The sequence below is a fragment of the Bradyrhizobium sp. Tv2a-2 genome, from assembly GCF_000472425.1.
Classification (GTDB): Bacteria; Pseudomonadota; Alphaproteobacteria; order Rhizobiales; family Xanthobacteraceae; genus Bradyrhizobium.
Genome location: NZ_AXAI01000012.1, coordinates 60,409 through 87,116 on the forward strand (window position 1 = coordinate 60,409; position 26,708 = coordinate 87,116).

General features: G+C 63.5%; 23 protein-coding genes and 1 other RNA gene. 10 read left to right on the plus strand and 14 right to left on the minus strand.

What is annotated here, in order from left to right; translation table 11 throughout:
- Window positions 1-118 precede the first annotated feature (118 nt).
- The 3 genes from A3AI_RS0124500 to A3AI_RS0124510 form a co-directional block, all read right to left on the minus strand.
- A complete protein-coding gene (locus A3AI_RS0124500) occupies window positions 119-1,384 on the minus strand; it encodes a hypothetical protein (protein ID WP_024518121.1) in 1,266 nt (421 codons plus the stop codon).
- A gap of 827 nt (window positions 1,385-2,211) precedes the next feature.
- The gene (locus A3AI_RS0124505; RefSeq protein WP_024518122.1) at window positions 2,212-3,474 is read right to left on the minus strand and encodes an RNA polymerase sigma factor; all 1,263 of its coding nucleotides are present in this window, start codon (window positions 3,472-3,474) and stop codon (window positions 2,212-2,214) included.
- 129 nt (window positions 3,475-3,603) lie between these two features.
- A complete protein-coding gene (locus A3AI_RS0124510) occupies window positions 3,604-3,957 on the minus strand; it encodes a YciI family protein (protein ID WP_024518123.1) in 354 nt (117 codons plus the stop codon).
- Window positions 3,958-4,108: 151 nt separating this feature from the next.
- On the opposite strand from A3AI_RS0124510, the gene rnpB reads away from it, so the two are divergent.
- Window positions 4,109-4,542, plus strand: an RNA gene (rnpB, locus tag A3AI_RS45440) — RNase P RNA component class A.
- A 181-nt stretch (window positions 4,543-4,723) separates the two neighbouring features.
- Complete coding sequence (locus tag A3AI_RS0124515; protein ID WP_024518124.1) at window positions 4,724-5,467, plus strand: sulfite exporter TauE/SafE family protein; 744 nt, start codon at window positions 4,724-4,726, stop codon at window positions 5,465-5,467.
- 97 nt (window positions 5,468-5,564) lie between these two features.
- On the opposite strand, the gene pdxR is transcribed toward A3AI_RS0124515, so the two are convergent.
- Entirely contained in the window at window positions 5,565-7,019 is a 1,455-nt protein-coding gene (gene pdxR, locus A3AI_RS0124520; RefSeq protein ID WP_024518125.1) for a MocR-like pyridoxine biosynthesis transcription factor PdxR, read from the minus strand.
- 116 nt (window positions 7,020-7,135) lie between these two features.
- On the opposite strand from pdxR, the gene A3AI_RS0124525 reads away from it, so the two are divergent.
- Together A3AI_RS0124525 and A3AI_RS0124530 are read left to right on the plus strand one after the other, a co-directional pair.
- Window positions 7,136-8,059, plus strand: coding sequence for a DMT family transporter (locus tag A3AI_RS0124525; RefSeq protein WP_245286948.1), 924 nt, complete (start codon window positions 7,136-7,138; stop codon window positions 8,057-8,059).
- Window positions 8,041-8,964 (plus strand): DMT family transporter, encoded by a 924-nt coding sequence (locus tag A3AI_RS0124530; protein WP_051382485.1) that lies wholly within the window; start codon window positions 8,041-8,043, stop codon window positions 8,962-8,964. The genes A3AI_RS0124525 and A3AI_RS0124530 overlap by 19 nt, the downstream gene beginning before the upstream one ends.
- A gap of 10 nt (window positions 8,965-8,974) precedes the next feature.
- Here the strand turns inward: A3AI_RS0124530 and A3AI_RS0124535 are convergent, their stop codons facing one another.
- From A3AI_RS0124535 to A3AI_RS0124545, 3 genes are all read right to left on the minus strand, one after another.
- Complete coding sequence (locus tag A3AI_RS0124535) at window positions 8,975-10,774, minus strand: ABC transporter ATP-binding protein (protein WP_024518128.1); 1,800 nt, start codon at window positions 10,772-10,774, stop codon at window positions 8,975-8,977.
- Window positions 10,775-11,094: 320 nt separating this feature from the next.
- Window positions 11,095-12,684, minus strand: coding sequence for a DHA2 family efflux MFS transporter permease subunit (locus A3AI_RS0124540; RefSeq protein ID WP_024518129.1), 1,590 nt, complete (start codon window positions 12,682-12,684; stop codon window positions 11,095-11,097).
- 71 nt (window positions 12,685-12,755) lie between these two features.
- Window positions 12,756-14,048: an HlyD family secretion protein gene (locus A3AI_RS0124545; protein WP_024518130.1), complete on the minus strand. Its 1,293-nt coding sequence runs from the start codon at window positions 14,046-14,048 to the stop codon at window positions 12,756-12,758.
- Window positions 14,049-14,243: 195 nt separating this feature from the next.
- On the opposite strand from A3AI_RS0124545, the gene A3AI_RS0124550 reads away from it, so the two are divergent.
- Window positions 14,244-14,876: a TetR/AcrR family transcriptional regulator gene (locus tag A3AI_RS0124550; RefSeq protein WP_024518131.1), complete on the plus strand. Its 633-nt coding sequence runs from the start codon at window positions 14,244-14,246 to the stop codon at window positions 14,874-14,876.
- A gap of 407 nt (window positions 14,877-15,283) precedes the next feature.
- Window positions 15,284-16,627, plus strand: a complete 1,344-nt coding sequence (locus A3AI_RS0124555; RefSeq protein WP_036049455.1) for an FAD-dependent oxidoreductase — start codon at window positions 15,284-15,286, stop codon at window positions 16,625-16,627.
- Between the two features lie 13 nt (window positions 16,628-16,640).
- On the opposite strand, the gene mddA is transcribed toward A3AI_RS0124555, so the two are convergent.
- Window positions 16,641-17,369 (minus strand): methanethiol S-methyltransferase, encoded by a 729-nt coding sequence (gene mddA, locus A3AI_RS0124560; RefSeq protein ID WP_024518133.1) that lies wholly within the window; start codon window positions 17,367-17,369, stop codon window positions 16,641-16,643.
- 294 nt (window positions 17,370-17,663) lie between these two features.
- On the opposite strand from mddA, the gene A3AI_RS0124565 reads away from it, so the two are divergent.
- The gene (locus A3AI_RS0124565) at window positions 17,664-19,067 is read left to right on the plus strand and encodes a selenium-binding protein SBP56-related protein (RefSeq protein WP_024518134.1); all 1,404 of its coding nucleotides are present in this window, start codon (window positions 17,664-17,666) and stop codon (window positions 19,065-19,067) included.
- 96 nt (window positions 19,068-19,163) lie between these two features.
- Window positions 19,164-19,748, plus strand: a complete 585-nt coding sequence (locus A3AI_RS0124570; protein ID WP_024518135.1) for a hypothetical protein — start codon at window positions 19,164-19,166, stop codon at window positions 19,746-19,748.
- 24 nt (window positions 19,749-19,772) lie between these two features.
- On the opposite strand, the gene A3AI_RS0124575 is transcribed toward A3AI_RS0124570, so the two are convergent.
- Window positions 19,773-20,333: a carboxymuconolactone decarboxylase family protein gene (locus A3AI_RS0124575; protein ID WP_024518136.1), complete on the minus strand. Its 561-nt coding sequence runs from the start codon at window positions 20,331-20,333 to the stop codon at window positions 19,773-19,775.
- 111 nt (window positions 20,334-20,444) lie between these two features.
- Entirely contained in the window at window positions 20,445-21,917 is a 1,473-nt protein-coding gene (locus tag A3AI_RS0124580; protein ID WP_024518137.1) for an amidase, read from the minus strand.
- A 112-nt stretch (window positions 21,918-22,029) separates the two neighbouring features.
- Between A3AI_RS0124580 and A3AI_RS0124585 the strand changes: the two genes are divergently transcribed.
- Together A3AI_RS0124585 and A3AI_RS0124590 are read left to right on the plus strand one after the other, a co-directional pair.
- Window positions 22,030-22,644, plus strand: coding sequence for a class I SAM-dependent methyltransferase (locus A3AI_RS0124585; RefSeq protein WP_024518138.1), 615 nt, complete (start codon window positions 22,030-22,032; stop codon window positions 22,642-22,644).
- Window positions 22,645-22,832: 188 nt separating this feature from the next.
- Window positions 22,833-23,147 (plus strand): septal ring lytic transglycosylase RlpA family protein, encoded by a 315-nt coding sequence (locus A3AI_RS0124590; RefSeq protein WP_024518139.1) that lies wholly within the window; start codon window positions 22,833-22,835, stop codon window positions 23,145-23,147.
- 56 nt (window positions 23,148-23,203) lie between these two features.
- Here A3AI_RS0124590 and A3AI_RS0124595 read toward each other — a convergent pair whose 3' ends face one another.
- The 4 genes from A3AI_RS0124595 to A3AI_RS0124615 form a co-directional block, all read right to left on the minus strand.
- Window positions 23,204-23,590 (minus strand): ASCH domain-containing protein, encoded by a 387-nt coding sequence (locus tag A3AI_RS0124595; RefSeq protein WP_024518140.1) that lies wholly within the window; start codon window positions 23,588-23,590, stop codon window positions 23,204-23,206.
- Between the two features lie 42 nt (window positions 23,591-23,632).
- Window positions 23,633-24,871 carry an extensin family protein gene (locus tag A3AI_RS0124600; RefSeq protein WP_024518141.1) on the minus strand — a complete coding sequence of 413 codons (1,239 nt, stop codon included), beginning with the start codon at window positions 24,869-24,871 and terminating at the stop codon, window positions 23,633-23,635.
- A 368-nt stretch (window positions 24,872-25,239) separates the two neighbouring features.
- Window positions 25,240-25,638: a hypothetical protein gene (locus A3AI_RS0124610; protein ID WP_024518142.1), complete on the minus strand. Its 399-nt coding sequence runs from the start codon at window positions 25,636-25,638 to the stop codon at window positions 25,240-25,242.
- Window positions 25,639-25,722: 84 nt separating this feature from the next.
- Entirely contained in the window at window positions 25,723-26,676 is a 954-nt protein-coding gene (locus A3AI_RS0124615; protein WP_024518143.1) for a DUF2147 domain-containing protein, read from the minus strand.
- Window positions 26,677-26,708: the final 32 nt, after the last annotated feature.

The following is a 26,708-nucleotide window of genomic DNA, read 5'->3' on the forward strand; positions in this document are numbered from 1 at the left end:
CTGGAATGCGGTGGACGCCAAGATGCGGTTCGACAAGCGGCACGCTAGCAGACGGCGAGTTGCATGGCCCTGGCGTCCTAAAGTTCTGGCGCTAAGCAAGCCGCCGACGCCCAGCGCATCAACCGTGCCCTTCCATTTCCTGGACGCGCCGTTGCAGCGGGGAAACCCATCCGCCGCGCTCCTTGATCAATCTCCATCGGAAGTGTTTGGCGACCAAGATTGCGGCATCCATATAGTCGGTGCCACGCGCGAAATGCGCGTAGATTTCCGTCTCGATCAGTGGAGTGACCGGATTTTTGTAATATTCGCTGATGTAGTAGCTGACGCGCTCGCGGTACTCATCCCACTCCATTCCGTGCGCCTTCTCGGCGGCAGCCTCGGAAGCGGCCACGCCCCAGTATGACAGCAGGTCATGTGCGGAGTTGTCACTCCAATCGCGAAACAATCGTTGCGAGCGGGGTTTCGACAATATGGCGGCAACGTCCTGACACCAGCGTGCGACCTCGATAGGGTCGGCATTGATATCGGGGTTCGACGTTAGCCATTCGTTGACCTGTCGCAGCGGCTCGTGCAGGCGCCAGTCGAACGCCTCCATCTCGGCGCGACGCTTAGCGTCGGGCAGCCATTCGAACAGCACCCGGAATTTTGTTTCGAGATCGAGAGTCGAGCGCGTGTTGAATGACAGGCGCGACTTGCGTGCCCGGAGCAACCGCAGGACCTCGCTATCGCCATAGTTTAGCCTCGCCATGAAACCCAAGGTCTTGCCGCTGTTGTCGGCCCGATAGTGCGCTTCGTCGATGTGTTGCTCGCGGCGCGGCGCGACCTCAACCACGAGATCGATGTCCCCGAGGTCATTGCCGTCGGTGAGATACGATCCGAACGCGGTGATCTTGTGTATGAAGAATACCAACTCATCGCGCCTATTGATCTCGTTGGCCCGTGCGATCAGGGCAGCGACCTCCTTGTCGGCCTTCGCTCGGTCAAACCTCGGCGTCAGGTTCGCAGCCGCGAGCCGCTGACCGTTCACACTGGTCTGGTACTTGGCTTCATCGAACTTGTGCTCCGGCTCGTGGGGTTCGAGGTAACCCTCATCGAGCAGCGTCGCGAACACGCGTTCGGCCTCAGTGAGCTTGATCGGCTTGAACTTGAAGCGCCAAATTTTGCAATAATCCTTGCGATCTTCAGCATCGCATCGCTGGCGAAGGCTCTTCGGGATTGTCGGATCGGCCTTGCAGGCGGCGTCCACCGTGCTACGCCAGTGCTCGTCATTGAGGAACTCAAGCACCGTGTCCGCGTCGATTCGGTGTACGTTGAGGTGACGCATCAGATCGCGCGCTGTCTTGACCGGCAATCCGGCGATGCTGTTTTTGGAATCGAACTTCATTTTGGTCTGTGTTGCTCCAGGCTGCGTGCGCGGCTCTCCCGACGCTTCGACACCGGTCCAATGCGGCTATATCAATAGACGTGTTGGCAACTCAATTTCGAGAGCCCGCTCGCGGTGATTGCAAATCGCTTCCCCCACCCCTCTATACCAGCAGCTGAGCCCGAGCCATGCAAAATAGGACAGCGGCGAGTTCGCACCCTCTTGACCTGCTCCAAATAATCCCTTATGTTCACGTTCTGTTCTAGTCCAGAATCGAGGGGCGTATCGCGATCGTCACGGACGCGGGCTGGAATGCGGTGGACGCTGAGATGCCGTTCGACGAGCGGTGTGCTCGCGTACGGCGAAGTCGTGTGGTCCTGGCGCCCCAGATATCTGGCGCTAAGTCGGTGACGATGCTTGCGCATGGCGCTGACGACGGTGGCAAACGGAATGGTTCACCGAGGAGAGCTCGTATAAGCCGTAAAACCACTGCGCAGGGAAGGCCGGCGTGATTGCCGCTCTCACCTGTGGTCAACGCGCGCTCGCGCAACCTTCTTTGCGCGGGGGCCGTGGGTGCAGTTGCGGGCACCCGGTCTTCCCTGCGCCCTCGATCTTTGGAGGGACATGGTTTTGCATAGCCCGGGCGCCGGTAGCGCCGCGGCAATGCGAACGTGTACCTGCGGCTGTTTGAAAATTGAATCGGACGCTACGTGCGCAGCTGACGGGTCTGCCGGCGGACATGCTGGCAAGGGCGAAGTGGAGCGCTTGCCACCCTCTCGGTCGTCATGCCCGGGCTTGACCCAGGCATCCACGCGTCGGACAGGCAAAGAAAGACGTGGATGGCCGGGTCAAGCCCGGCCATGACGACTTTGTTCACACATCTCCCGCATCCGCCGCGCATAGAGCCTGCGCAACGGCTCGAGCTGCGTGGCGGCACTTGCGGCGAGATAGGCTTCGCGTGCCTGGTTGTGCCGGCCGAGCCGGCGCAACAGATCGGCGCGCACCGCCGGCAACAACTCATAGCCTTTGAGCCCGCCGCGCGCTTCGATTGCATCGATCAGTTGCAGCGCGCGGGCCGGCCCATCCACCATCGAGATCGCTGCAGCATGGTTGAGTTCGATGACGGGCGAAGGAGCAATGCGCAGCAGCACCTCGTAGAGACCGGCGATCTGCGGCCAATCGGTTTGTCCGTAGCTCGGTGCCTGCGCATGCAGCGCGGCAATGGCGGCCTGCACCGCATAGGTCTGCGGCAAGCCCGGCAGACGCAGCGCTTCCTCGACCAGCAGCACACCTTGCTCGATCTGCGCGCGGTCCCAGAGCGCGCGGTCCTGCTCTTCCAGGAGCACGATGTCGCCGGCTTCGGTCGCCCGGCCGGCGCGGCGCGCATCGTGCAGCAGCATCAGCGCCAATAGCCCCTTGATCTCGCGGCGCTGCGGCATCAGCCCGTCGAGCAACCGGGCGAGCCGGATCGCCTCGCGCACGAGATCAGGCCGCATCAACTCTTCGCCCGAGGTTGCGGCATAGCCTTCGGTGAAGACGAGATAGATGACGGCCAGCACGCCGTTGAGCCGCGGCTCCAGCGCCTCGCGCTCCGGCACTTCATAAGGGATGCCGGCGAGGCGGATCTTCTGCTTGGCGCGCAACAGGCGTTGCGCCATCGCCTCCTCGCCCACCAGAAAGGCGCGCGCCACCTGCGCGGTGGAGAGGCCGCATACCGTGCGTAGGGTAAGAGCGACCTGTACCTCCGGCGCGAAGGACGGATGGCAGCAGGTGAAGATCAGCCGCAGCATGTCGTCGTCGAGCGCGCCGGCCTCCGCGAGTTCGCCGTTGCAGGCGGCGTCGTTCAGGAGCGTGTGGGTCAATTCGTCCTGCTTGCCGCGAAAGGCAACTTGGCGGCGGATGCGGTCGATCGCCTTGTTGCGCGCGACGTTCACCAGCCAGGCACGCGGATTGGACGGCGGATCGGACGCCGGCCAGCGTTCCAGCGCCACTGCAAAGGCTTCCTGCAGGACATCCTCGGCGAGATCGAAATCGCCGACGAGGCGGATGAGCGTGGCAAGCGCCCGCCCCGCCTCGTCGCGGAAGATCTTCTCGATTTCGCCTGGGGTCATGTGAGCCAATTTTCTGGCACCGTCGTTCCGGGGCGATGCAAAGCATCGAACTATGGTGCGCAATTGCGCACCTGAGAACCCCGAGATTCCGGGTTCGCTCTTCGAGCGCCCCGGAATGACAGTGGATACTTACTTATCGTACACCCAGATCGGCCGCACCTCGATCGAGCCGTCGCGTGCGCTCGGAATGCGTGCAGCGATGCCGATTGCGGTGTCGAGGTCCTTGGCTTCGATCAAATAGTAGCCGCCGAGCTGCTCGCGCGTCTCTGCAAACGGGCCGTCGGTCGTCAGCATCTTGCCGTCGCGGACGCGCACGGTTGTCGCCGTCGAGGTCGGCTGCAGCCGATCGGCGCCCTTGAAATTGCCGCTCTGGATGATGGACTGGGTGAAGGCCTGATATTCAGCCACGACTTTCTGCGTCGTCGCCGCATCGCGCTTGGCGTATTCGACTTCGTTGCTATAGATCATCAGCAGGTACTGCATTTCGTTCACTCCTTGTGTTCGGCTCATTCGCCGACATCCAGTCGAACGGGCGGCGAGCGGAACGACATCTTCAGGATAAATTATTTCAAGACCGCGGGGCGCGCGATATTGCCTTGACGCGAGAAGCAAAAATGCCCATTCCCTTGACACGTCAGTCGGCCGGACGGCCGCTCCGGCAAGCACCGAAAGGTCGTTCGGAGAGGAAAGTCCGGGCTCCATTGGCATACGGTGCCGGATAACATCCGGCGGGGGCAACCCCAGGGAAAGTGCCACAGAGAACGAACCGCTTCCCCGCCCGAAAGGGAGGGACAGCAAGGGTGAAAAGGTGCGGTAAGAGCGCACCGCGGCTCCGGCAACGGATCCGGCATGGTAAACCCCACCGGGAGCAAGACCGAATAGGGACGGCCACGGGGCCAGTTCGCGAAAGCGACAACGGCCGCGGGAGCATTGTCAGGCTCGCCGTCCGGGTAGGTTGCAGGATGTCGCGTGCAAGCGCGACACAAGAGGAATGGCCGTCGCGTATCGCGCGCGTCGCAAGGCGCGTGCGGTGCCCTACAGAACCCGGCTTACAGGCCGGCTGATGCTTCTACCATGAGGGGTTCGGCGGACACCCGCCGGACCCCTCGCCATTTAGGGAAGGTCGCGCAAATTCTTGGATGTGGCTCTGGACTGAACAGAGAAGTTCGAGAACAAGGTGATCGAGAGCAAGCGGACGGCGCACAGGTTCGAAGCGTGCGCGTTGCTTGAGATGAAACAGGGAGGGAAGATGCACGCGGGCGCCTACGCGCTGCTGTTTGTCGGCGCGCTGGCCGGCGGGTTTGTCTCGGGGCTGGCCGGCTTCGGCACCGCGCTGATGGCGCTGGGCATCTGGCTTTATGTGCTGCCGCCTTCGCTTGCGGTGCCGCTCATCCTCGTCTGCTCGGTCGTGGCGCAGAGCGCGACGCTGCCGTCGATGTGGAAGAGCTTCGACCTCACTCTGGTCTGGCCGTTCGTGATCGGCGGACTTGCGGGCGTGCCGCTCGGCACGAGGCTCGTGGCCGATGCCGACCCGAACGTCTTCAAGCTGACCATCGGCGTGTTCCTGCTGGTGTTTCCGGTGGCCCTGCATTTCAACCGCGACCTGCCGGCAATCCGCTTCGGCGGCAAGCTCGCCGACGGCGCGATCGGCTTTGCCGGCGGCATTCTGGGCGGCCTCGCCGGACTATCGGGGCCGCTGCCGATCCTGTGGGCCTCGATCCGCGGCTGGGGCAAGGGCGAACGACGCGGCGTGTTCCAGCTCTTCAACTTCACCGTGCTCGCGGCAGCGCTGGCCCTGCAGATCGTCAGCGGCATGGTCGACACCCACCTGATCTGGCTCTCACTGGTCGCTTTTCCAGGCACCATCCTTGGCGCCTCGCTCGGCGCGCGGGTCTATCACGCCATGAGCGACAAGAATTTCAATGATGTCGTGCTGGTACTGCTGTTTCTCTCAGGCGCCGCCTTGGTCTGGACCAGTATCGCCGCGCGCTAAAGCATGATCCGGAAAAGTGTGTAGCGGTTTTCCGAAAAGATCATGCTCAATCAAAGACCTAAGGCGCGATGACGATTCAACCAAATCTCATCGCGCTTTAGCGACCAGCCCCGCGCAGCACGCGGCCGAGAATCTCCGCGCCCTGCTCGATCTCCGGCTCATTCCAGGCGGCAAAGCCCAGAAACAAACCTCGGTCGGTCGCGCGGCCGACGAAATGCGGCGACAGCGGCCGGACCGAGAGACCCTGTTCGGCAAGCCGTACCGCAACTGCGCGATCATCGATCTGCTTGCCGAGGGTGGCGACGAGCTGCATGCCGCCGCTGGGCGGAACGATGCTGAGTCGGTCGCCGGCAGTGGCATTGAGCGCCCGCACCAGGTGATCGCGTCGCGCGTGGTAAAGGCGGGACATTCGCCGGATGTGGGCTGCCAAATGACCATCCGCGATGAACTCGGCAAGCGCGTCCTGCACCGGCACCGCACCGATCTGGCCGCTGTGCCGCTGCGCCTGCTCGAAAATCTCGACATAGGCTTCCGGCACCAGCGCGTAGCCGAGCCGGATATCGTGAAATGTCGATTTGGAGAAGGTGCCGACATAGAAGACGCTGGCCGTCTGCTCCAATCCTTGCAGCGCGGCGACCGGGCGGCCGTCATAGTGAAATTCGCTGTCGTAATCGTCCTCGATGATGGTCGCGCCCGACGTCGCGGCGAAGGCGAGCAGCTGGCGCCGCCGATTGATCGACATCAGCCGCCCCGTCGGATATTGGTGCGACGGGGTGACGAAGATCAGGCGCGGCCGACTTGAACCGGTCTCGATGGAAATGCCGCTGCGGTCGAGCGAGATCCCCTGGACGCGGGCGCCCGCCGCCTCCAGTGCGGTGCGCGCACCGCCATAGCCGGGACTCTCCATCCACGCGACGTCGCCGGCATCGAGCACAAGACGCGCAATGAGCTCGATCGCAGCCTGCGCCGATGGCAGGATCACGAGTTGCCGCGGCGCGGCCCTGACGCCACGATGCTCCACCAGGTGCCGCAGCAGTGCCGATTGCAGCGCTGGTGAATTGATGGACAGTTCTTCGCGTCTTGCAACGCCACGCGCCGCACGGCGCAGGCAGCGCGCCCACAGCTCATGCGGGAATTCCCTGAAGTCGCCGAATCCGGGACGAAACGGCCGCGGCGGCTCCCGGTCCCTGATCGGCCAATCCGACTTCTGCAGCCGCTTCGCCCATTGCGACATCCGCAGCGCCGGCGCCGGCTTTGCCGCCGCCGACTTGCCCCGCAACAGCGGCGCCCGTTGCGCCGTCACCACCGGACGACGCCCCTGGGCGACGTCGAGAAATCCCTCCATCGCGAGCTGATCGATCACGCTGGATATCGTGTTACGCGACACCTTGAGCTGGCGCGCCAGCTCGCGGCTCGACGGCAGGCGGCGCCCCGGCAACAGCGCGCCCTTAAGGATAGCCTCTCGCAACTCATGCGACAGCCGGCGCGTCAGCGTGTCGCCGGCTTCCGCGGCCCGCTCGATATCGACCAGCCCGGACAAGACCTCGCGCATCCAACTGGTACTCTCAGATTAAGAGAATTGGCACTACTCATCGTACCAGTTAAGGCTAAGTTCGCGGGCCTGTCCAGCATCACCGCAGGGAATGCAAACTACCGATGGATCATGTCTTGCCCCGCCGAACGGCGCTGTTGCTCTTTGCCATCGTGGTCGTGAGCTGGGGCCTGAACTGGGCGGTGACGAAGGTCATCGTCCACAGCGTCTTCCCGCTCTGGGCAACCGCGATCCGCACCGCGATTGCCGCGGTCACGCTGCTCGTGGTGCAGCTCATCCGCGGCGAATTCATCCTGCCCCGCAAAGGCGACTGGCCCGTCATCATGGCGATCGCGCTTTTGCACATGGTGGCGTTCTCGGCGCTGGTGGCGTTCGGCCTGAAATTCGCGCCCGTCGGCCGCTCCATCGTGCTCGGCTACACCACGCCGCTCTGGGTCGTGCCGGGTGCTGCGCTGTTTCTGAAGGAGCCGATGACGCGCGCGCGGCTCGCGGGCACCGCGCTCGGCCTGCTCGGCCTTGTTGCGATGTTCAATCCGCAGGCCGTCGACTGGAATGATCACGATGCGCTGCTCGGCAGCGGACTGATCCTGCTGGCCGCGCTGTGCTGGGCCGCCAACATCCTCTATGTGCGCGTCCATCGATGGGTGTCGACGCCGTTCCAGTTGACATTCTGGCAGACGCTGCTGGCAACCTGCGTACTCTCGATCCTTGGGTTGCTCTTCGACGGCATGCCGCAGATTGTTTGGAGCCCGTCTCTGGCCGGCGCGTTCCTTTACGCGGGAATCGTCGGTACTGCGCTCGCCTATTGGGCCATGGCCATGGTCAACCGCAGCCTGCCGGCGGCGACGACCTCGCTCGGCATTCTGGCAACACCAGTGATCGGCGTCGTCACCTCGACGCTTGCACTCGGCGAAACAATCGATATCTCTCTGCTCGTGGCGATGACAACGATCCTTTCAGGCATCGTCATCGGCACGCTCCCACCCAGGATTTTCAGTCGGTCGCCCCGCCTCCAGCCATCATGCCCGCCCCCTCGCTGACGCAGACCTCTTCTTCGACCCTGTCGCCCGAGCGCCTCGGCCTCGTGCTCGGCTTCGTTGGCATGGCCATTTTCGGCGGCACCTTGCCGGCGACGCGGATCGCGGTTTCGGCGATCGATCCGCTGGCGCTGACGGCCATGCGCACCGCGATCGCAGGCATCGCCTCGCTTGCATTGCTGGTCGCTATGCGCCGGCCATTTCCACCGCGCCGGCTGTGGATTCAACTCGGCGTCGCCTCGCTCTGCGTCAGCGTGCTGTTTCCGTTCCTGATGGCGCTGGCGGTCACCACCGTCGATGCCTCGCATGGCGGCGTGGTGATGGGCGCGCTTCCGATCGCGACCGCCTTCGTTGCGGTGCTGATCACCCATGAGCGTCCGCGGCCCCTGTTCTGGATCGCCTCGCTTGCTGGTGCTGCGCTCGTGGTCGCGTTCGCGCTTCGCCAGGGCGGCGGCGCGCTGACATCCGGAGACCTGCTGCTGTTCGCAGCAGTCGCGGCTTCCGCGATCGGCTATGCTTTTTCCGGCCGGCTGACCGGCGAGATGCCGGGATGGGAGGTGATCAGCTGGGCGCTGGTCGTGGCGCTACCAGTGTCGCTGCCCGCCGCCGTGTTCCTGGCCCCGAGCCACCCGGGCGAGATCGCGCTCAAGCCCTGGCTCGCGTTGCTCTATGTGGCGCTGTTCTCGCAATGGATCGGCTTTTTTGCCTGGAATGCAGGCATGGCCATCGGCGGCATTGCGCGCGTGTCGCAGATGCAATTGCTGCAGCCTTTCGTCACCTTCGCGCTCGCGGCGCTCGTCAACGGCGAGACCATCACGCCCCAGATCGTGCTGTTCGCCGCCGCCGTCGTTGCAACGGTTGCGATCTCGACGCGCACGCGGAAGCAGAACGCCCCGCGTGCGCGGTGAGACTGGCGACCTATTCCGCCGCGGTCATGCGCATGAACTCCGTTGCCTGTCGTTCGAACAGCGAGCGATAGATCCCGTCCGGACGCGCGATCAGCGCCGCGTGGCTGCCCTGCTCGACGATCTCGCCGCGGTCGAACACCAGGATGCGATCGAGGCTGCGCACGGTCGAGAGCCGGTGCGCGATCACGATCGAGGTGCGGCCCTTCATCAGCCGCTCCATGGCCTCCTGAATCAGCGCCTCCGATTCGGAGTCCAGGCTTGAAGTAGCCTCGTCCAGGATCAGCACCGGTGCGTCCGCCAGGAAGGCACGTGCCAGCGCCACGCGCTGCCGCTCGCCGCCCGACAGCTTCACGCCGCGCTCGCCGACCAGGGTGCCGTAACCTTGCGGCAGGCGCAGGATGAAATCATGCGCATTGGCAAGCCGCGCCGCCTGCTCGATCATCGCCATGCTTGCGCCGGACGCGCCATAGGCGATGTTCTCCGCAAGCGACCGGTGGAACAACATCGGCTCCTGCTGCACGATCGCGATCTGGCTGCGCAGCGACTGCTGCGTCGCGTCGGCGATGTCCTGACCGTCGATCAGGATGCGCCCGTCCGAGACGTCGTAGAGCCGCTGCACCAGCTTGACGAAGGTCGTCTTGCCGGAGCCGGAGCGCCCGACCAGGCCGATGCGCTCGCCGGCGCGAATGTCGACCGACAGCCTGTCATAGAGCGGCGCACGATGAGCGCCATAGTGGAAGGTCACCTTCTCGAACTGGATGCGACCGCCCACGATGGCGATAGGCCGCGCGTCGGCGCTATCGGTGATGCCGATCGGCTCGCCATGGATCTCGACCAGCTCCTCCATGTCGTTCACCGAACGCTGCAGGTTGTTGATGTGCATGCCGACATCCCGCAAATAGGCGTGGATGATGTAGTAGCTCGTCAGCACATAGGTGACGTCGCCGGGCGAAGCACGCCCCGCCATCCACAACAGCAGTGAGCCACCAATGACCGAGCCGCGCAGGCAGAGCAGCACTGCCAACTGCGCCGCGTTGGCGTAATTGTAGCGCAGCCAGGTCCGGTTGACGCGCTTGCGCCAGCGGCCGATGACGCCCGTCAGCCGCGCGTCCTCGCGCGCCTCTGCGCCGAATGACTTCACCACGGCATTGCAGGTGAGCGCGTCCGCCAGCGTGCCGCCAACCCTGGTGTCCCAGGCATTGGAGACGCGCGCGGCCGGTGCGATGTAGCCGGTCGATAGCGCCACCGTCATCGACACATAGATTATTGCGCCGAGCGCAATGACGAGGCCGAGCGAGGCCCAGTGCGCCCCCAGCAGGACCATCGACCCCAACAGCACCGCCAGCGACGGCAACAGCGCGAGCAGGACGGTGTCGTTGTAGAGATCGAGCGCCCACATGCCGCGGGAAATCTTGCGTACGGTCGAGCCGGCGAAGGAGCTGGCATGCCAGTCCGTCGAGAAGCGCTGTACCCGCTCGAAAGTCTCGCGCGCGACATCCGACATGATGCGCAGGGTGAACGGCACGATCGCGTGCAGGCCGATCATGCGCAGCACGATGGAGGTGAAGCCGAGCGCCACGATGGCGGCGAAGGCGAGCACCGCGTCGTGGCGCGCAGGCAGGTCCGCCGGCCCTCGGGTCAGGGCGTCGACCAGTTGGCCGGAATAGACCGGCATGAACAGGTCGGCGACGGTGGCTCCCAACAGGCCGAAGGCGACCGTCGACGTCAGCGCCGGCTGCTTCAGCCAGTGGCGGAATACGTAGGGCATCACCGCGCGGATCGCGGCTTTCTTTTGCGTAGATGCGGTCATGGCGTCATCCGGCCGCGGCTTGGTCCGCGAAACGCCGGCTCCAATTGGCGACGCGCACGCGCGCGTCGGCGGTAAAAAAGAAAAGTCCGGGAATTTGGGAGACCGGGACTTCAGGCCCGGTCGATGCTGGCGAAGGCGGCTTCTAGCAGCCGGAAAAACCGGACATGCCACCCAGCGGGGACATCGGACGCGGGCGCGCGATTTGCGACATATGCGTAATCATGCAAATCCCTCCCGGTTCGATTGGCTATACGTTCTTTATAAGTGCATCACGCCTGATTTGCAACAGGCGCGCACGACCGAAAGCGAAGCGCCTCGCGCTAATGCGCATCTCCGCCGGCAACCGCCATCATGTTCGGCTTCTTCAGCAGCATCACCAGGAGGCTCAAGGCGACATAGAACAGTGACAGCATGAAGAAGGCATCGCCGTAGCTCATGACGACCGCCTGGCGATGCACGATCTGGGCGAATTGCTTCAGCGCCATCAGCCCCGCATCGCCCATGCCCTGAAACTTCTGGGTCAGCATGGTGATGGTTTCGGTGGCGAGCGAATTGCCCCAGGTCACCCGCTCCTGCAGGCGGACGATGTGCAGGTCAGTGCGGTGGTTCAGGACCTCGTTGATGATGGCAAGTCCCACCGCGCCGCCGAGATTGCGCATCAGGTTGAAGAGGCCCGACGCGTTCTTCACCCTGTCAGGCGCCAGCGTGCCGAGCGCGATGTTGTTGGTCGGCACCATCGCGCACATCATGCCGATGCCGCGCAGGATCTGCGGCAGCATCAGCTCGAAGAAATCGTAATCGCGCGTGATCCAGGTCATCTGGTAGGAGCCGATGGCGAAGGTCACGAGGCCGAACGCGATGATGTAGCGCAGGTCGACCTTCTGCATCAGGCGGCCGACGATCGGCGCCATCAGGAACATGGTGATGCCGGAGACGAACATGGTCTCGCCGATCATCAAGGCGCTATAGCCGCGCACCTCGGCGAGATAGCGCGGATAGATATAGGTCAAGCCATAAAGCCCGATGCCGATGCAGAACTGCAGCACGCAGCCGACCGCGAAGTTGCGGTTGTCGAAGGCACGCAGATCGACGATCGGCTCTTTCGCGCTGAAGACGCGCAGGAAGAACGCGATCGCCGAGACGAAGCCCACGCCGGCCATGATCGCCACGGAGCTGTCCTGCAGCCACTCATATTGCGGGCCCTCCTCCAGCACATATTCCAGCGAGCCCAGAAAGCCCGCCATGAAGATCAGCCCCCACCAATCGAAGTGGTCGAGCAGGGCGAAATTCGGCTGGTCGAAATCGACCAGCGCCAGCACGCCGATGGTGATGATGACGCCCGGAATGACGTTGATGAAGAACAGCCAGTTCCACGACATCGCGTCGGTGATATAGCCGCCGACGGTCGGTCCTATGGTCGGCGCGAGCGTGGCGACAAGGCCGATGATGGGGCCGACGATGTGGAATTTCGAGCGTGGGAACACCGTGTAGGCGGAGGCGAACACCGTCGGGATCATGCCGGCGCCGAGAAAGCCCTGGACCGCGCGCCAGAAGATCATCTGCTCGCTGCTGCTGGAGAAGCCGCAGAACAGGCTCGATACGGTGAAGCCGGAGGCCGAGATCGCGAACAATAGCCGCGTGCCGAGCGCGCGGGACAGGAATCCGGACAAGGGAATCGCGATCACCTCGGCGATCAGATAGGCGGTCTGCACCCAGGAGACCTCGGTCGAGCTCGCCGACAGCCCGGCCTGGATTTCGGTAAGCGAGGCCGAGACGATCTGGATGTCCAGGATCGACATGAACATCCCGAACACCATGATCAGGAACGCGACCAGCCGCCGCGGCGCGATGCGATCGGACGGCGCCTGATCGCTCATCATGGCCGGCGTTGCAGTGGTGGCGTTTGCCATGGTCGTTCAGCTCACAAAGTGCTCTAGCCGCATCGATGGATACCTCTCCCATCGGGAGAGGTCGGCACACCCTATTGCGGGTGAATCATCATCGGCGAGTCGAGATCGGTGTCGGCATCGGCGTCGTCGGCACCCTTGGTGGTATCGACGGTGGCGTAGACCGACATGCCGGCGCGGAGCAGGTTCTCGCGCGCAACGTCCTTCGGCACGCGGATACGCACGGGGACCCGTTGCACGATCTTGGTGAAGTTGCCGGTGGCGTTGTCCGGCGGCAGCAGCGTGAACACCGAGCCAGCCGCCGGCGCGAGGCTCTCCACCTTGCCGGCAAATTTGCGATGGCCATAGGCGTCGACCGAGATGTTCACGGGCTGGCCAGGACGGATGCGCTTGAGCTGGGTTTCCTTGAAATTGGCGTCGATATAGACATCATCGAGCGGCACGACATTGCCGAGCCGCTGGCCGACCGCGACGAAGTCACCGACATTGACCAGGCGGTTGGAGAAGATACCGTCGACCGGCGCACGTACCAGCGTGAAGTCGAGGTCGCGCTCTGCTCTCGCCAGCTGTGTCTTCAATTCCGCGAGCTGGGCCTGTGCTTCCGCCTGCTGCGCCTTGGTCACCTCGACCATGTCGCGCGCATTGTCGTAAGCCGCCTGGGCCGCTTTCACGCCGGCGATGCCCTGGTCGCGCGCGGCCTCCGACTGCTCGAAGGTGGCGTGCGAGGCAAAGCCCTTGGTGTTCAGCGTCTGCTGCCGATCGTAATCGAGGTCGGCGCGCTTCAGGCCGGCCTGGGCGGAGGCGAGATTGGCCTCGGCCTGCTCGACCCCACTCTGCTGGGCCGCGACCTGGCGGCCGATGCGCATAATCGTCGCCTCCTGCGTGCCGATCCTGGTGCGCGCGGCATCGACGGCGATGCGGTAGTCGCCTTCGTCGAGACGGAAGACCACATCGCCCTTGCGAACCAGCGTGTTGTCGCCGGGCAGGATCGCCCCGATATGGGCGGCAACGCGCGCGCCCAGCATGGTGTTGTTGGCGCGGACATAGGCGTCGTCGGTGGAAATGTAGAAGCGGCCGACCAGGAAATAGTGGACGCCGTAGACGGTCGCCGCCAGCGCCAGAAGCGCGAGGACGCCCATCAGCACAAAGCGCTTCTTGCCGGGCTTCTTCATGGTTTCGGGCGCAGCGGCGGACTTGTCGGGAGCGGACTTGTCGGGAGCGGGCGTCTCGGCCGGCTTGCGCTTGGCCTCATCCGCGACATGACGCAGCTGATCGGCCATGGCGGCCGACACTTCACGGACGGCGTCGCTTTCGTCCTCCGTTTCACTGCGAAGAACACGTGCGGCCTGGTCTCTCGGTGCGGCCATGATGGCCTCCTCAACTCATAAATCTAAATCGCGGCACGCCTAGAGGCCCGTTCGGCTTTTACTCGTCCGTACGGGCTTTAATTAGCATTGACCGAACGGTTCGGTCAAGATATATTCCCAACATCGTCCACGATAGTGCCTGAGCCCTTTCCAAGGCCTTTCGCGGCGCGAAATCTTTGCCAAGAGCCTAAAGCGATGGTTGCAGTCCAGCAAAATTCCCTCAGGGTAAGTACCGAAGAGGCCTCCAAGCGCCGCCAGATCCTGGAGGGCGCCCGCAAGATGTTCATGGACTTCGGCTTTGACGGCGCCAGCATGGGTGAGATCGCCAAAGCTGCCGGTGTCTCCAAAGGCACGCTTTACGTGTATTTCGCCGACAAATGCGCGCTGTTTGAGGCGATTGTCGAGGAAGAGGCCATCGAACAGGGCAAGGTTGCCTTCAACCTCGATCCCAGGCGCGACGTGCCGATCACGCTGCACGAATTCGGCGAGGCTTATATCGCAATGATCTGCCGGCCGGGCGGCGGATCGGCGATCCGGACCGTGATGTCGATCGCCGAGCGGATGCCTGACGTTGGCCGGCGCTATTATGAGCGCGTGCTGGAAAAGACCATCAACCGCCTGGCCACCTATCTCGAGGCACATGTGGCGCAAGACGAGCTCGTGATCGACGATTGCCAGTTCGCTGCCTCGCAATTCATGCTGATGTGCCAGGCCTCGCTGTTCCTCCCCTTCATCTTCCAGGCCGCACCAGCCCCCTCGCCCAACCGCATCAACCAGGTGGTCACCAGCGCCGTGCGGATGTTTCTGGCTGCGTATAAGGCGAAGTGAGGGAATCGTCCGGAGAATGCGGGGACCGATACCGCGGAATCTCTCTTTAGAGCGCGGTGCCGAACGAACTTCGTCAAACATCTCACTGTGGTTACAGGTCCAGGCCTTCGCCAGGACGACCACGTCGACGGGCTGATTGAATTTCCAACAGCGCTCACGTCGTTGCCAGGAGCAACGCGACACACCAATGACGTGGAGATGGCATACGTCTCGCGGCGCATTTCGCACCCGAGCTTTGCATCATCCGTCACCCTCAAGAGATAGAGGGCGCAGGGAAGGCCGGGTGGCGCGGCCGTCTCACCTGCATCGACACCGTTCCGTTGCAATTGAAATCCAAATCAACAGGACGCGAAACACTCTCGTAGCATGACGCGCGCAGATGGAGCCTCCAATGAGGAGAAACCAACATGCGTAGTCGTCTGGGGCAGCGGGCCGTCGTGATCGGAGCGGGAATTGGTGGATTGTCTGCGGCAGGCGCGCTCGCTCCCTATTTCGAGAACATTGTTGTCCTCGATCGCGACGAGCTTCCCTCCGTTGCCACCGCGCGGGCAGGCACACCGCAGGACCGGCATGCCCATACTCTTCTGGGCGGCGGCCTACAGGCGCTTGAGGAGCTCTTTCCCGGCATCATGAAGGATCTTGCCGATGCCGGGGCTGTTTCCGTCAATGTTTTCCGGGATCTGCAATACGAGCGGCCGGTTGTCGGTGTTCTGCCGCGGCGCGATTGCGGCGTGTCCCTTCTCACTGCCTCGCGGCCGCTGATCGAAGGGGTGCTGCGGCAACGCACGGCCTCCATCGAGAACGTCACCTTGCGAACGCAATGCCGCGCGACGGAGATCGTGCCGGACGCGATGGGGCCGTCAGTCAAATTCGTGGAACCTGCAAACGGTGCCGCCGCGATCACCGCGGACCTCGTCATCGACGCATCGGGCCGCGGCGTGCTGACACTGGCCTTGCTCGATGCGCTCGGTTGGGAACGGCCGCCCGAGACCGTCGTTGGCGTCGATATCGGCTATACGACCGTCCGCCTGCCGCAGCCCGCGGCGACCGGATCGGACTGGAAACTCCTATACACGATGCCCGACCCGCCGGCCGGGGTGCGAGGCGGCTTGCTGACGCCGATCGAAGACGGGTACTGGCTCGCCACGCTCGCTGCGTACGGTGCAGCGGAGCATCCGCAGACCTGGGACGACTTTCTTGCAACCTGTCGCCAGCTCCCGACCCAGTCGATCTACGAGGCCATTCGCGATCTTCAGCCGGTCGACGGCTTGAAGCACTTTGTCTTTGACGACAGCCGCTGGCGCCATTTCGAACAACTGGCGAAGCTGCCGCATGGGGTTCTTCCGGTCGGCGACTCGCTCTGCCGCTTCAATCCGGTCTACGGCCAGGGGATGTCGGTTGCGGCACTCCAGGCCAAGCTGTTGCGCGACACCCTCGAGCGCGTCGCCACCACCAGAGATCCGATCGGCGCGCTTCAGATGCAGTTCATGGCGGAGGTGGCTGCGCTGCTGCAGGCGCCCTGGGGCTTGGGCGTGAATGCCGATTTCGCCTTCCCCGGCACACGGGGGCAACGGCCGGAGCGCTACGAAGAAGGCAGACAGTTCGAGGCTGCGTTGTTCCGCGCGGCCGTCGCAGATCCGGTGGTACAGACCGCGTTCTCGGACGTCGTTCAGCTCATCAAGCCCATCGACCTGCTTCAGGATCCGGACATCCAGAGGCGGATCGAGGCCTGTGCGGAAGGCGCGACTTGATGCGGTCGAGGCATCAACTCTTGCGCGGCGGCAGCGGGATGATCATCGATACGCGGCGTCGATACTGGACATAGGCCTGGCCATGAAAGGTCACGAGATCACGCTCTTCGAGCAGAATCCCGATGACAATGTAGCCAGTGGCCGCGACGGCAAACAGCAAATGTCCTGTAGTCATCACCGGCGTCGCCCAGAACGCCAGGAGAAAGCCGAAATAGATCGGATGACGGACGAATTTGTAGAACAGCGGCGTCTTGAAGCTTGGATGCTGCGCCGCCGTTCCCTGCCAATGCGCATAAACCTGTTCCAGCCCGAACAAGTCGAAATGGTTGATGAGGAAGGTGCCGACCAGGACGATCGCCCAGCCGATCCAGAAAATCGCCAGCAAAACCGCGGCGCCCAGCGGGTCGGTCACCGACCAGACCTCGCCGGTCAGCGGACGCCATTGCCAGAACAGCAGCAGAAGCGCCAGCGCGGCGAACAGCACATAGGTCGACCGCTCCGCATAGCCAGGCACAAATCGGATCCACCAGCGCTTGAAACCCTGCCGCGCCATCACACTGTGCTGGACCGCGAAGATACCAAGCAGCACGAGATTGACGATCAACGCTGCCGTCGTGGAGCCCGCGGCGGCGCCGCTGTCGATCGACTTGGGAACGATGAAGTTCCCGACGAAGCCGATGGCACACAAGAAGCTCAACAAGAAGATGATGTAGCAAAGTATGCCGTAAACCAGTGCCGCCATGGGTCCCTCCTACGTCGGCGGAGCAACGCATGGCGCACAGGAGTGCCGCACGGACGCTGCACCGTCTCCATCATAGGACAACTTCCCGGCTTCCGCACCAGATCTCGGCTCGCTCCGGGCGAGGAGAAACTGGTAAATCCGTGCCAGTTTCCTGAAACGGCACGATGACGTATCTTGGCCGAGCCAACAGAGCCCGCGGAGCTTTCCAGGAGGTCCGCATGACCAGTCAGCTTATTGCCCGAGCGTCCCGAGCCAGATTGGCGAACAGCCGACGTAAAAAAGCGAGGCAGTACCATGACGATGAGGCCAGACCCGACCTTTCACGCATCGCCCAGGCTTGCGATGGAAGCTCCGCCTGAAAATTTCGCCTACACCCTGCTGCTCAGTCCGGATTTCTCCAAGCCCGACGCGCTTGCCGTCATCGATGCCAGGCCGACGTCGCCAACTTACAGCCAGATCGTCCATACCGTGACGATGCCGAACAAGGGCGACGAATTTCATCATTTCGGCTGGAACGCTTGCTCGTCGGCTTTGTCTCCGCTCGCCGGGCACGCCTTCGTCGAGCGACGCTATCTCGTCATCCCCGGAATTCGCTCGTCCCGCATCTACATCGTGGACACCAAGCCCGATCCCACCAAGGCGCGGATTCACAAGATCATCGAGCCCGAAGAGGTGTTCAGGAAGACCGGCTATTCGCGACCGCATACCGTGCATTGTGGCCCTGAGGGCATTTACGTGAGCACACTGGGCGGTGGCGGAAAGGATGGCACGCAGGGACCTCCCGGCGTCTTCATCATGGACTGCGAGACTTTCGAGGTGCTTGGGCGCTGGGAGATCGACCGCGGTCCGCAAAAGCTGCACTATGATTTCTGGTGGAATCTGCCGCGCGACTACATGGTGTCGAGCGAATGGGCGTTGCCGCCGCAGTTCGAGAACGGCATCGTTGCCGAAGATCTTCTCGCCAACAAATACGGTCACCGGCTGCACTTCTGGGACTTGCGGGACCGGCGCCACGTCCAGACCATCGATCTCGGCGCCAACCATCAGATGGCGCTGGAAGTGCGGCCCGCCCACGACCCGGTTCGCGAATACGGCTTTGTCGGCGTCGTGGTCGATACCACCAACCTCGAAGGCTCGATCTGGACCTGGTGGCGCGACGGCGGGAAATTCCATGCGGAAAAGACCGCGACGATCCCGCCCGAGGCCACGCCGAAGGAGAAGCTGCCGCCGCTGCTGCAGGGCTTTGGCGCGGTGCCGCCGCTGATCACCGACATCGATTTGTCGATGGACGACAAGTTCCTCTACGTCTCCTGCTGGGGGACCGGCGAGATGCGGCAATACGACGTCAGCGATCCCCGGAAGCCGAAACTTGCCGGCTCGGTCCACATCGGAGGCATTGCGCGCCGCACGCCTCATGCGAACGGCAAGCCCGTTGCCGGCGGACCGCAAATGGTCGAAATCAGCCGCGACGGCAAGCGCGTGTACTGGACCAACTCCCTCTACTCGACATGGGACGAACAGTTCTATCCCGCGGGCATTCCGGGCGTGGAGGTCATGGCGAACGCTGCGCCGGGCGGCGGTCTCGAGCTCAGCAAGGATTATTTCGTGAGCTGCCCGGACGGATATCGGGCGCACCAGGTCCGGCTCGAGGGTGGCGACTGCTCGACCGATTCCTTCTGCTATCCGTCGGTCCAATAGTTGAGCGCAGCCGGTTGGACGCCGATAGACTGGACGCCGTTTTGGCTATGGCTGGCGGTCATCGCGAGCGGCCTGTATCACGGAATAAATCCGGGCATGGGCTGGCCGCTCGCAGTCTCGGCCGGGCTGATGGAGAGAAGTCCGCGGGCGCTGTTCGCGGCGCTCGGGGCGCTCGCGACCGGCCATCTCCTCGCATCGCTTCTGGTGTTCCTGCCCTTCGCACTGCTGGTCGCGCTCGCGGAGTGGCAGCATCCGATTCAAATCGCGGCCGGCCTGCTCGTGATTGGCTTCGGCATCTTTCTGCTCTTCAACCGCCGCCACCCAAAGCGGCTCGCGCGCATACCGCCGACGCAATTGGGACTCTGGTCATTTGCAGTGGCGATCGCGCACGGCGCCGGATTGATGCTGGTGCCGATCTATCTCGGCCTGTGCCAGTTGCCCGCCTCGGATCATGACGCGACCAGCACGCTTGTCGAGGCAAACCTCGCGATGGCGGTGCTGGTCGCCATTGTCCATGTCGCCGCAATGGTCACGGCCGGCGGCTGCCTCGCGTGGCTCACTTACCGCTATCTCGGGCTCAAATTTGTGTCGCGAAGCTGGTTCAATCTGGACACGATCTGGGCGCTCAGTCTTGTGCTGGTCGGCGTGATCGCGCTCGCATTCACTTTCATGGAGTGGTGAACGATCGTGAACGCGTTGTGCCAGCTATTCCGGCACCGGCACGTCGAATGTGTTGAGCGTCACCGAGACCATGCAATACATGGCGATCAGATAGGACAACTCGGCAGCGCCGTCGGTGCCGAACCGCTCGACCGCAGCCTTGTATGTCAGCTCTGGCAGCACGCCGCCACTCATGAGAGCCGCGGCGAAATCGTAGGCGACGGCCTCATCGCGCGTCAGATCGACCGGGCGCTGCCCGGCAACGATTGTGGCGAGCTTTTCGTCTGATAGGCCGCGCTGCTGGGCGATCAGGACATGGGCATAGAGCTCGTATTCGGAGCGGAAATGCGATCCCGTCACCAGGATCGCCACCTCACGCACCGCAGGTGACAGCTTTGGATTGGATGCGATTGCCTTGACCAGCTCCCAGACCGGCTCGCCGAATTTCGGATAGATCAGCCAGGGATTCCAGGGACCGAGCAACGCGCCGTCATCACGGATGCTCACAAAGCCTTTAAAATGATCGCGGATGCCGGCGCGCATGTCTGCGTGCAAAGGCTTCTGCACTTCGCTCATGTCTTTGGGATTCAGGATCGGCAGACGCATGCAATACCCCAAGTGGTCTCATCGGCGCCGGCAACTTGTCATAGCGGTCGCCGCACGGACATACACAAAGCCGCGCGGACATACAAAAGGGCGTGTAGAGCAGCAGTGCACCTACGCTGTCACATGCACCGCGGGCCTTCGGCCGCCGTTCCACTCGCCCCCGATTGCGCGCTCGATCTGCCCTGCGAGCTGCAGCAGCAACCCGTCATTGGCTTGCTTCGCGATCGCCTGGATGCCGAGCGGCAGGCCGTGCGCGTGGGTTGCGAGCGGCAGGGAGATTGCTGGGATGCCGCAGAGATTGGCGAGCGGGGTAAAGGCAAAATTGCGCCAGAGATTGCCGAACCAATCGAGCACATCGGGATTGTCGCTGATGGTGAGGTACTCTGTCGTGCCGACCTTCGGCGTCGGCAGCGCTGTGATTGGGGTGAGGATGATGTCCCATTGCTCGAAGAACGCGCCGAAGCTGCGCGAGGTGGTATTGAAGACTGCCTGCATCCGCGCGCGATCGGCAAAGGACGCGTGCTTGCCGTGCTCCCAGATGCGGATGTTGACGGGCTCGATGAGATCAGCGGGCGGCCGCTCAAGTCCGCGCGCGGCGAGCATGTTGCCGATGACGACAGCGAAATTGCTGATGTAGCAGGTGGTCTGCGCGTCGAACGCGGCGCGATAGTCGAGGTCGGGCAAGGCGTGGTCGACGCGATGGCCAAGTCCTTCGAGGAGGCCCCCGACCTTCTCCAACTCGGCTGCGATCTGCGGCGTCGCGCGATAATCGCCCCACTGGTGCGACAGCGCGATTCTGAGCGGAGCCGGATCGCGCTTGATCATCTCGGCATAAGGCTCAGCTGCGCTCCAGAACGGCATGAACTCGCCGGGTGCAGGGCCGCGGACATGATCGACAAAGGCGGCCGTGTCGCGCACCGAGCGCGACTGGCAGCCCTGGATCGAGACGAGGCCGGTGAGATCGGACATCACCGGCGCGAGCGAGAACACGCCGCGCGAGACCTTCAGGCCGATATTGCCATTGACACCAGCGGGAATGCGGATCGAGCCGCCGCCGTCGGTCGCATGCGCGATCGGCACCGCGCCGGCCGCGACCATCGCAGCCGACCCCGCGGACGAGCCGCAGGTGGTGTAGTCGGTATTCCACGGGTTGCGCGTGACATAAACTGCGGGATTGTCGGCGGAGCTGCAGACGCCGAACTCCGGCGTGGTCGTGCGCCCGATCAGGTTGAGGCCTGCCGCGCGAAATTTCGAGGTGAGGAACGTATCGGCCGTAGCGCGATTGCCGCGCATCAGCAGCGAGCCCATCTCCTGCAGCCGCCCCTTCATGGTCGGGCCGAGATCCTTCATCAGGAACGGCAGGCCGGCGAAGGGGCCATCGAGATTGGCGGCGTCGCCCGCGGGATCGGCGACCGCGTCGGCAAACACCTCGACCACGCCCGATAGCGCCGGATCGACCTTGGCGATCGCCGCTTGCGCCTGCTCGGCCAATTCGCGCGCCGTGAGCTCGCCCTTTTTGACACGCTCAGCCAGCGCCGTGCCGTCATGTTGGGCCCATTCGTTCCAGCTCATTGGCAGTGTCATGCGATCGTTCCTTGACGCCGGTGTCGTGCCGACCTTAGTTTTGCGAGCCGGCAAGTCAATCAACTGATCCGCGGAGACTGATGCCGTGCAGCTCTCGCGCAAGGAGAGCCCCATGTCCGATCGCAGCGTGCACTGGGAAGCCGTCTACACGACGAAGGCGGAAAACGAGGTCAGCTGGTTTCAGGAAAACCCGGCGACCTCGCTGCGGCTGATCAGCGACGCGAAGGCAGCAGCCGATTCCGCCATCATCGATATCGGCGGCGGCGCCTCGCGGCTGGTCGATGCGCTGGTCGCGCGAGGATTCCGCTCGCTCGCTGTGCTCGACATCTCGGCCGCAGCGCTCGAGACCGCGAGGACGCGGCTGGGACCAAAGAGCGCCGATGTCGACTGGATCACCGCTGATGTCACCAAGTGGACGCCAGCGCGGAGCTACGACGTCTGGCACGACCGCGCGGCGTTTCATTTCCTGACCGAGGCGGCCGACAGAAGCGCCTATATCGATCGCCTGAAAGCGGCGGTCGCGCCGCGCGGACAGGTGATCATCGGAACCTTCGCGCCCGATGGGCCCGAGAAATGCAGCGGACTGCCGGTTACACGCCATGATGCAAAGAGTCTTGCGGATGCGCTCGGCGGCGAGTTCGAACTCGCCGACAATTTTGTGGAAGCACATCGCACGCCTTGGGGCGCGATCCAGCGTTTTCAGTTCAGCCGGTTCAGACGACTCTGATGTCGTGGCCCGCGTGAGCGAGGCGACAGGCGGGACTGCAAACCCGGGCGTCACTGTACGCTCGCCCGGCCAGACAGTCGACGTTTCTAGGTTCCCGAATTCGAGAAAAGACCAGATTTGGCCCAGTTGTGGACAAATTTGCGGCTTTCAAGGGAGCCGGCAGGTGTCAACGAGATGAGTGGTACCCCATGTATCAAAATTCGCGTCGAAATCTTTATCGCACCTTCCTGATTTCCGCCCTTCCCTTCGTCACCTTCTCAACCGCTCAGGCAGAGACAGGCCTTGCCTCCTACTACGGCGGCCGGGGATCGGGCATGACCTGCGCACACCGGACGAGGCCGATGGGAAGCGTCGTCACAGTCAGCTATGGCGGTCGCTCGATTCAGTGCCGGGTCAACGATCGCGGTCCGTTCATTCGCGGCAGGATCATCGATCTCTCGATGAGCGCTGCGCGTGCGCTCGGCATGATGCGATCCGGCATCATCCGCGTGTCGGTCGAGTAACCGCTCTCGGTGGGCGCGGCGTCGCGCGCCCTCGCCCACCCATCATCCAGAGCCGGTCATTCAACGGCAATCGTCATCGCTAGGCTGAAGCGCTCGCACCAGAGCATCATGTCGGGCCGATAGAGCTTGAGCCGGGTAAAATAGCGCTGATGCGCAGCGCGCCAATAGGCAAGCGAACGGTCGCCCTCGCCTTCATCGAATGCAAAGCCTTCGTCGACCTCATTGAAGCGACGCTGCGATAGTTCGACAGTCCGCAGCACCGCCCGAGGGCGTCCGGCGCCGTCGCATGCGACCATGCATTTGCCGATCTCAGCACCCTTCAACCCTTCAGCAATGGACCAGCAAGTCGCGCGCTTCTTGCCTTCCAGCACGAGCGCAAGCAATTCGTCAGCCAGTTGCGGGCTATCGCCAAACGCGAAGGATTCGAGGTCGCGCCATTCCATGGCGCTTTCATACCACGGCAGAGCGAAGCTGGGCAAAGCGCGCTACTCGTCCTCGGCGTCGTCTTCGTCCTCGAGCTTCTTCTTTATGCTGTCCTTGCGGCCGCCGAGCGAGCCGGTCACATAGGGCTCGCGCGCGGCGTAAGGATTGCGATGCGCGGCGCGGGCCGCGACCTCCTCCCCTGACATGGCCGACGGCTCGCAGATCAGGCGGCGGCTCGCGCGCCGCATCAGGTCAACGTGAATGTGATCGTAGTGATAGGCGTTGGAACCGGGTGCGAGCACGGTCGTGAATTGCTGGCAGGCCGCGCTCTGGACGTCGCGCAAAAATCCCTGTTCCTCGGGTAGCCCATGCCAGCCGTCCTTCACCGTGATGCGGCGGCCGTCGGCAAGCGTGAAGGCGGCGATGTCGAGAGCGTTGCCGAACGCGTGCTCGGAAATATGTGCATGCGGATTACCGTTCATGCCGCGACAGGAATATGCGGAGATTTGCCTGATCTCGACCACCCGCGCGCCGAACCAGCGCATGGCCGCCGGCTGCACGGAATCGGCAAGCCAATGGTCAAGCACGGACACGATCGGACAGGCGAGCGTCGCCGCTGGCCTCACCGCCACGGGCCCGACCGCCCCGACCGCATCGCCGTTGCCCGGCCCGAGCCGCGGCGGCTGGTCAGGCGCTTGCGAATAGGGCGCGGCATTGTAAGGCGCGGCCTCGCGCTGCGGATAGGTTTGCGGCGTGGCGTAAGGCCCGCGCCCGGAATTTGATTGCGGCGTGCCCTCCGGCGGCAGGTCAATCTCGTCCTGATCCGGCGGCACGCCGGGCGCGGTCAGCGAGATCGGGCCGCCCGGCTGCGTGCCATAGGTCGGCTGTCGGCCGCCCTGGTCCGGATAGGCAGTGCCTTGAGGATAGGATCCTTGCGGATAGGAGCGTTGAGGATAGGAATTTTGCGGCGGATAGGACGGCTGCTGGTTGACCGGCCAGTGCGGCTGGTTGCCGATCGGCGCGGGCGGCCGCAGATCCTCATCGGCAAAGCCATAGGTCGGCATGCCTTCGCCGAACGCCGAGACCTTCAACGGATAATCCGCGCCGCACATACCGGGCCCCGTGATCGGATCGATGCGAACGAGTTCGGGACCTTCCTTGACCGCGCCTGATTTCAGGCAAGCCACCTCCGCCTCGGCTCGCCACGGTTCCCGCTCGGCCTGGAAAAATCCACGGCCGCAACCAGCTAGCGAAACAAGGACGATGGAGCCGACGAGATACAAACGAACTCCGCGCGTCATCCGAAAAGGTTTGCGCGAATTTATTTAAGGACTCATCAACGCGTTGTTTTCACGCGTCTTTAACCACGTTGTACAAGCCGCGAGATTGCGCGATGGACAGCGCCCCTGACTTTTTTGGGTACCTCCTGCTTGGTAACCTCTGTGGCATGATATGGGCAGCGGACTCATCCCAAGGGAGTACTTCGATGACCTTGGACGCCAGGTTGAGTATATTCGCCGCGTATGTCGCTTTGGCCTTTGTCGGCGCGATCGTGCTCGGCGTTTTCTGACGGGGCTGACAACAGAGTTTTGGGCCCGGTGGGCGTGTCGGCCGCCGGGCTTTTTCATGTGTGCAAGCTTTTCACCCGTCCCTTCCCGGTACCGAAGGCTCACCAGTAGGGAGCATAGCCGTAAGCGCGGTAGGGCCGGTAATAACCGTAAGACCCATAACCGTAATAGGGTCCACCACCGTAATAATAGCGTGGCGCGGTGTAGCCGTAGTACGGATAGGTGGCATATCCGTAACGATAGGGCGCGCCATAATAGCCATAGCCATAGCCGCCGCTGGCAATCGCGCCTCCGATGATCGCCCCCGCAAGCAGGCCGGCACCGGCGCCCCAACCCCAACCCCAGCCGCCGCGCCAATACACAGAGGTCAGGCTATCGGCGGTGACTGATTTCATCGCTGCGATGTTGGTCGGCAGCGGCGCGGCCGTGGCCAGGGTGATCTGGCTCCCCACCAGGACGGCCGATAGCGCGCTTGCGGTTACAGCTTTGCAGATGCTCATTGCGGCACTCCTTCATGCGAGCGCATCAATGAACAAGTTTGTTGCGATCTACCGCCGCGTCCCTTGATCTGAATCAAACCGAGGTCACGACCGCGGCCCGCCATCGTCGGCGCGGGAAGTGACGAGCGCGGCCGGCTGCCTGACGATGCGCGCCCAGTTGTTGCCCGAGCAGAAGAAATGGCCGATCGCGCAGGCTTCGACGCGGAGCAGGTTCGCGCCCTTCAGCGTCATGATGGCGTTATAGGTGTTGCCGCTGGCGCGGCTGAAGATGCTGCCGCGCCATTCGGTGTCGCTGTTCGGCCTCATGTTGATGAGGATGGTCTCGGCCTTGGCATGCGACGACGGATTGATCAGATAGCCGCACAGCGTCTTGCCGCAGGCTTCGATGCGCACCGCGCCGATCTTGCCCTCGGTCTGCCAGTCGCCGAGCGGCGTATCGTCGCGTTCGATATCGACCACTTTCGCGACCTTGAGCACGGGCGCCGGATCAGGCGCGGGAAGCGCCGCGGCCGATGGTGGCGTGACGGGCGGCTTCGCCGCGCCCGCTTCAGCCGACAGCTTGTCCAGGCCCGGCTGTGCGAGAGGCACTCGCTCGACGGGCTGATCGGTCGCTGCGGTATTGACCGGCGCGGCGGGCGGAGACGGTGGCGCGGCGATGTCCTTGCTGCCGGTCGCCGCGAGGCTGGGCGCGGGCGGCGCGGCCGGCGCTGTGGCGACAACTCTCGTCTCTGCCGGCGGCGTCGCCGGAGCAATTTGCGGCGCAGGCGCCGGTGCAGTTACTGGCACAGGTGCCGCGACCGCAAGCGCCTGCGGCACGGGCCTTGCGGGCGCCACCTTCGCCACGGTGACGACGTTGTCGCTGTGCCTGCGATGGCTGGTGAAGACTCCGCGAACGGAAACAGAGATGCAGGAAGCTCGATAGCAATTGCTGGCTGCGCTGATGCTGATGTGGTGACCGCCGACCGCGAAGGAGAACGTCTCGGCATGGGCGGCTGTGGAAAGTCCCATCGCCACGGCGAAACAGAGTAGGCGCGTCATCCTCTCCTCCTGTTACAGGCGGCAAGAAGGCT

Bases quoted from the DNA above. Each gene is read 5' to 3' on its own strand.
- A3AI_RS0124575 (WP_024518136.1), bottom strand. From the start codon at position 20,333: ATGCGTCTGCCGATCCTGAATCCCAAAGACATGAGCGAAGTGCAGAAG.
- A3AI_RS0124585 (WP_024518138.1), top strand. From the start codon at position 22,030: ATGTCCGATCGCAGCGTGCACTGGGAAGCCGTCTACACGACGAAGGCG.
- A3AI_RS0124555 (WP_036049455.1), top strand. From the start codon at position 15,284: ATGCGTAGTCGTCTGGGGCAGCGGGCCGTCGTGATCGGAGCGGGAATT.
- mddA (WP_024518133.1), bottom strand. From the start codon at position 17,369: ATGGCGGCACTGGTTTACGGCATACTTTGCTACATCATCTTCTTGTTG.
- A3AI_RS0124530 (WP_051382485.1), top strand. From the start codon at position 8,041: ATGCCCGCCCCCTCGCTGACGCAGACCTCTTCTTCGACCCTGTCGCCC.
- A3AI_RS0124540 (WP_024518129.1), bottom strand. From the start codon at position 12,684: ATGGCAAACGCCACCACTGCAACGCCGGCCATGATGAGCGATCAGGCG.
- A3AI_RS0124515 (WP_024518124.1), top strand. From the start codon at position 4,724: ATGCACGCGGGCGCCTACGCGCTGCTGTTTGTCGGCGCGCTGGCCGGC.
- pdxR (WP_024518125.1), bottom strand. From the start codon at position 7,019: ATGCGCGAGGTCTTGTCCGGGCTGGTCGATATCGAGCGGGCCGCGGAA.
- A3AI_RS0124615 (WP_024518143.1), bottom strand. From the start codon at position 26,676: ATGACGCGCCTACTCTGTTTCGCCGTGGCGATGGGACTTTCCACAGCC.
- A3AI_RS0124570 (WP_024518135.1), top strand. From the start codon at position 19,164: ATGGGCTGGCCGCTCGCAGTCTCGGCCGGGCTGATGGAGAGAAGTCCG.
- A3AI_RS0124505 (WP_024518122.1), bottom strand. From the start codon at position 3,474: ATGACCCCAGGCGAAATCGAGAAGATCTTCCGCGACGAGGCGGGGCGG.
- A3AI_RS0124545 (WP_024518130.1), bottom strand. From the start codon at position 14,048: ATGGCCGCACCGAGAGACCAGGCCGCACGTGTTCTTCGCAGTGAAACG.
- A3AI_RS0124500 (WP_024518121.1), bottom strand. From the start codon at position 1,384: ATGAAGTTCGATTCCAAAAACAGCATCGCCGGATTGCCGGTCAAGACA.
- A3AI_RS0124510 (WP_024518123.1), bottom strand. From the start codon at position 3,957: ATGCAGTACCTGCTGATGATCTATAGCAACGAAGTCGAATACGCCAAG.
- A3AI_RS0124565 (WP_024518134.1), top strand. From the start codon at position 17,664: ATGACGATGAGGCCAGACCCGACCTTTCACGCATCGCCCAGGCTTGCG.
- A3AI_RS0124580 (WP_024518137.1), bottom strand. From the start codon at position 21,917: ATGACACTGCCAATGAGCTGGAACGAATGGGCCCAACATGACGGCACG.
- A3AI_RS0124550 (WP_024518131.1), top strand. From the start codon at position 14,244: ATGGTTGCAGTCCAGCAAAATTCCCTCAGGGTAAGTACCGAAGAGGCC.
- A3AI_RS0124590 (WP_024518139.1), top strand. From the start codon at position 22,833: ATGTATCAAAATTCGCGTCGAAATCTTTATCGCACCTTCCTGATTTCC.
- A3AI_RS0124610 (WP_024518142.1), bottom strand. From the start codon at position 25,638: ATGAGCATCTGCAAAGCTGTAACCGCAAGCGCGCTATCGGCCGTCCTG.
- A3AI_RS0124595 (WP_024518140.1), bottom strand. From the start codon at position 23,590: ATGGAATGGCGCGACCTCGAATCCTTCGCGTTTGGCGATAGCCCGCAA.
- A3AI_RS0124535 (WP_024518128.1), bottom strand. From the start codon at position 10,774: ATGACCGCATCTACGCAAAAGAAAGCCGCGATCCGCGCGGTGATGCCC.
- A3AI_RS0124600 (WP_024518141.1), bottom strand. From the start codon at position 24,871: ATGACGCGCGGAGTTCGTTTGTATCTCGTCGGCTCCATCGTCCTTGTT.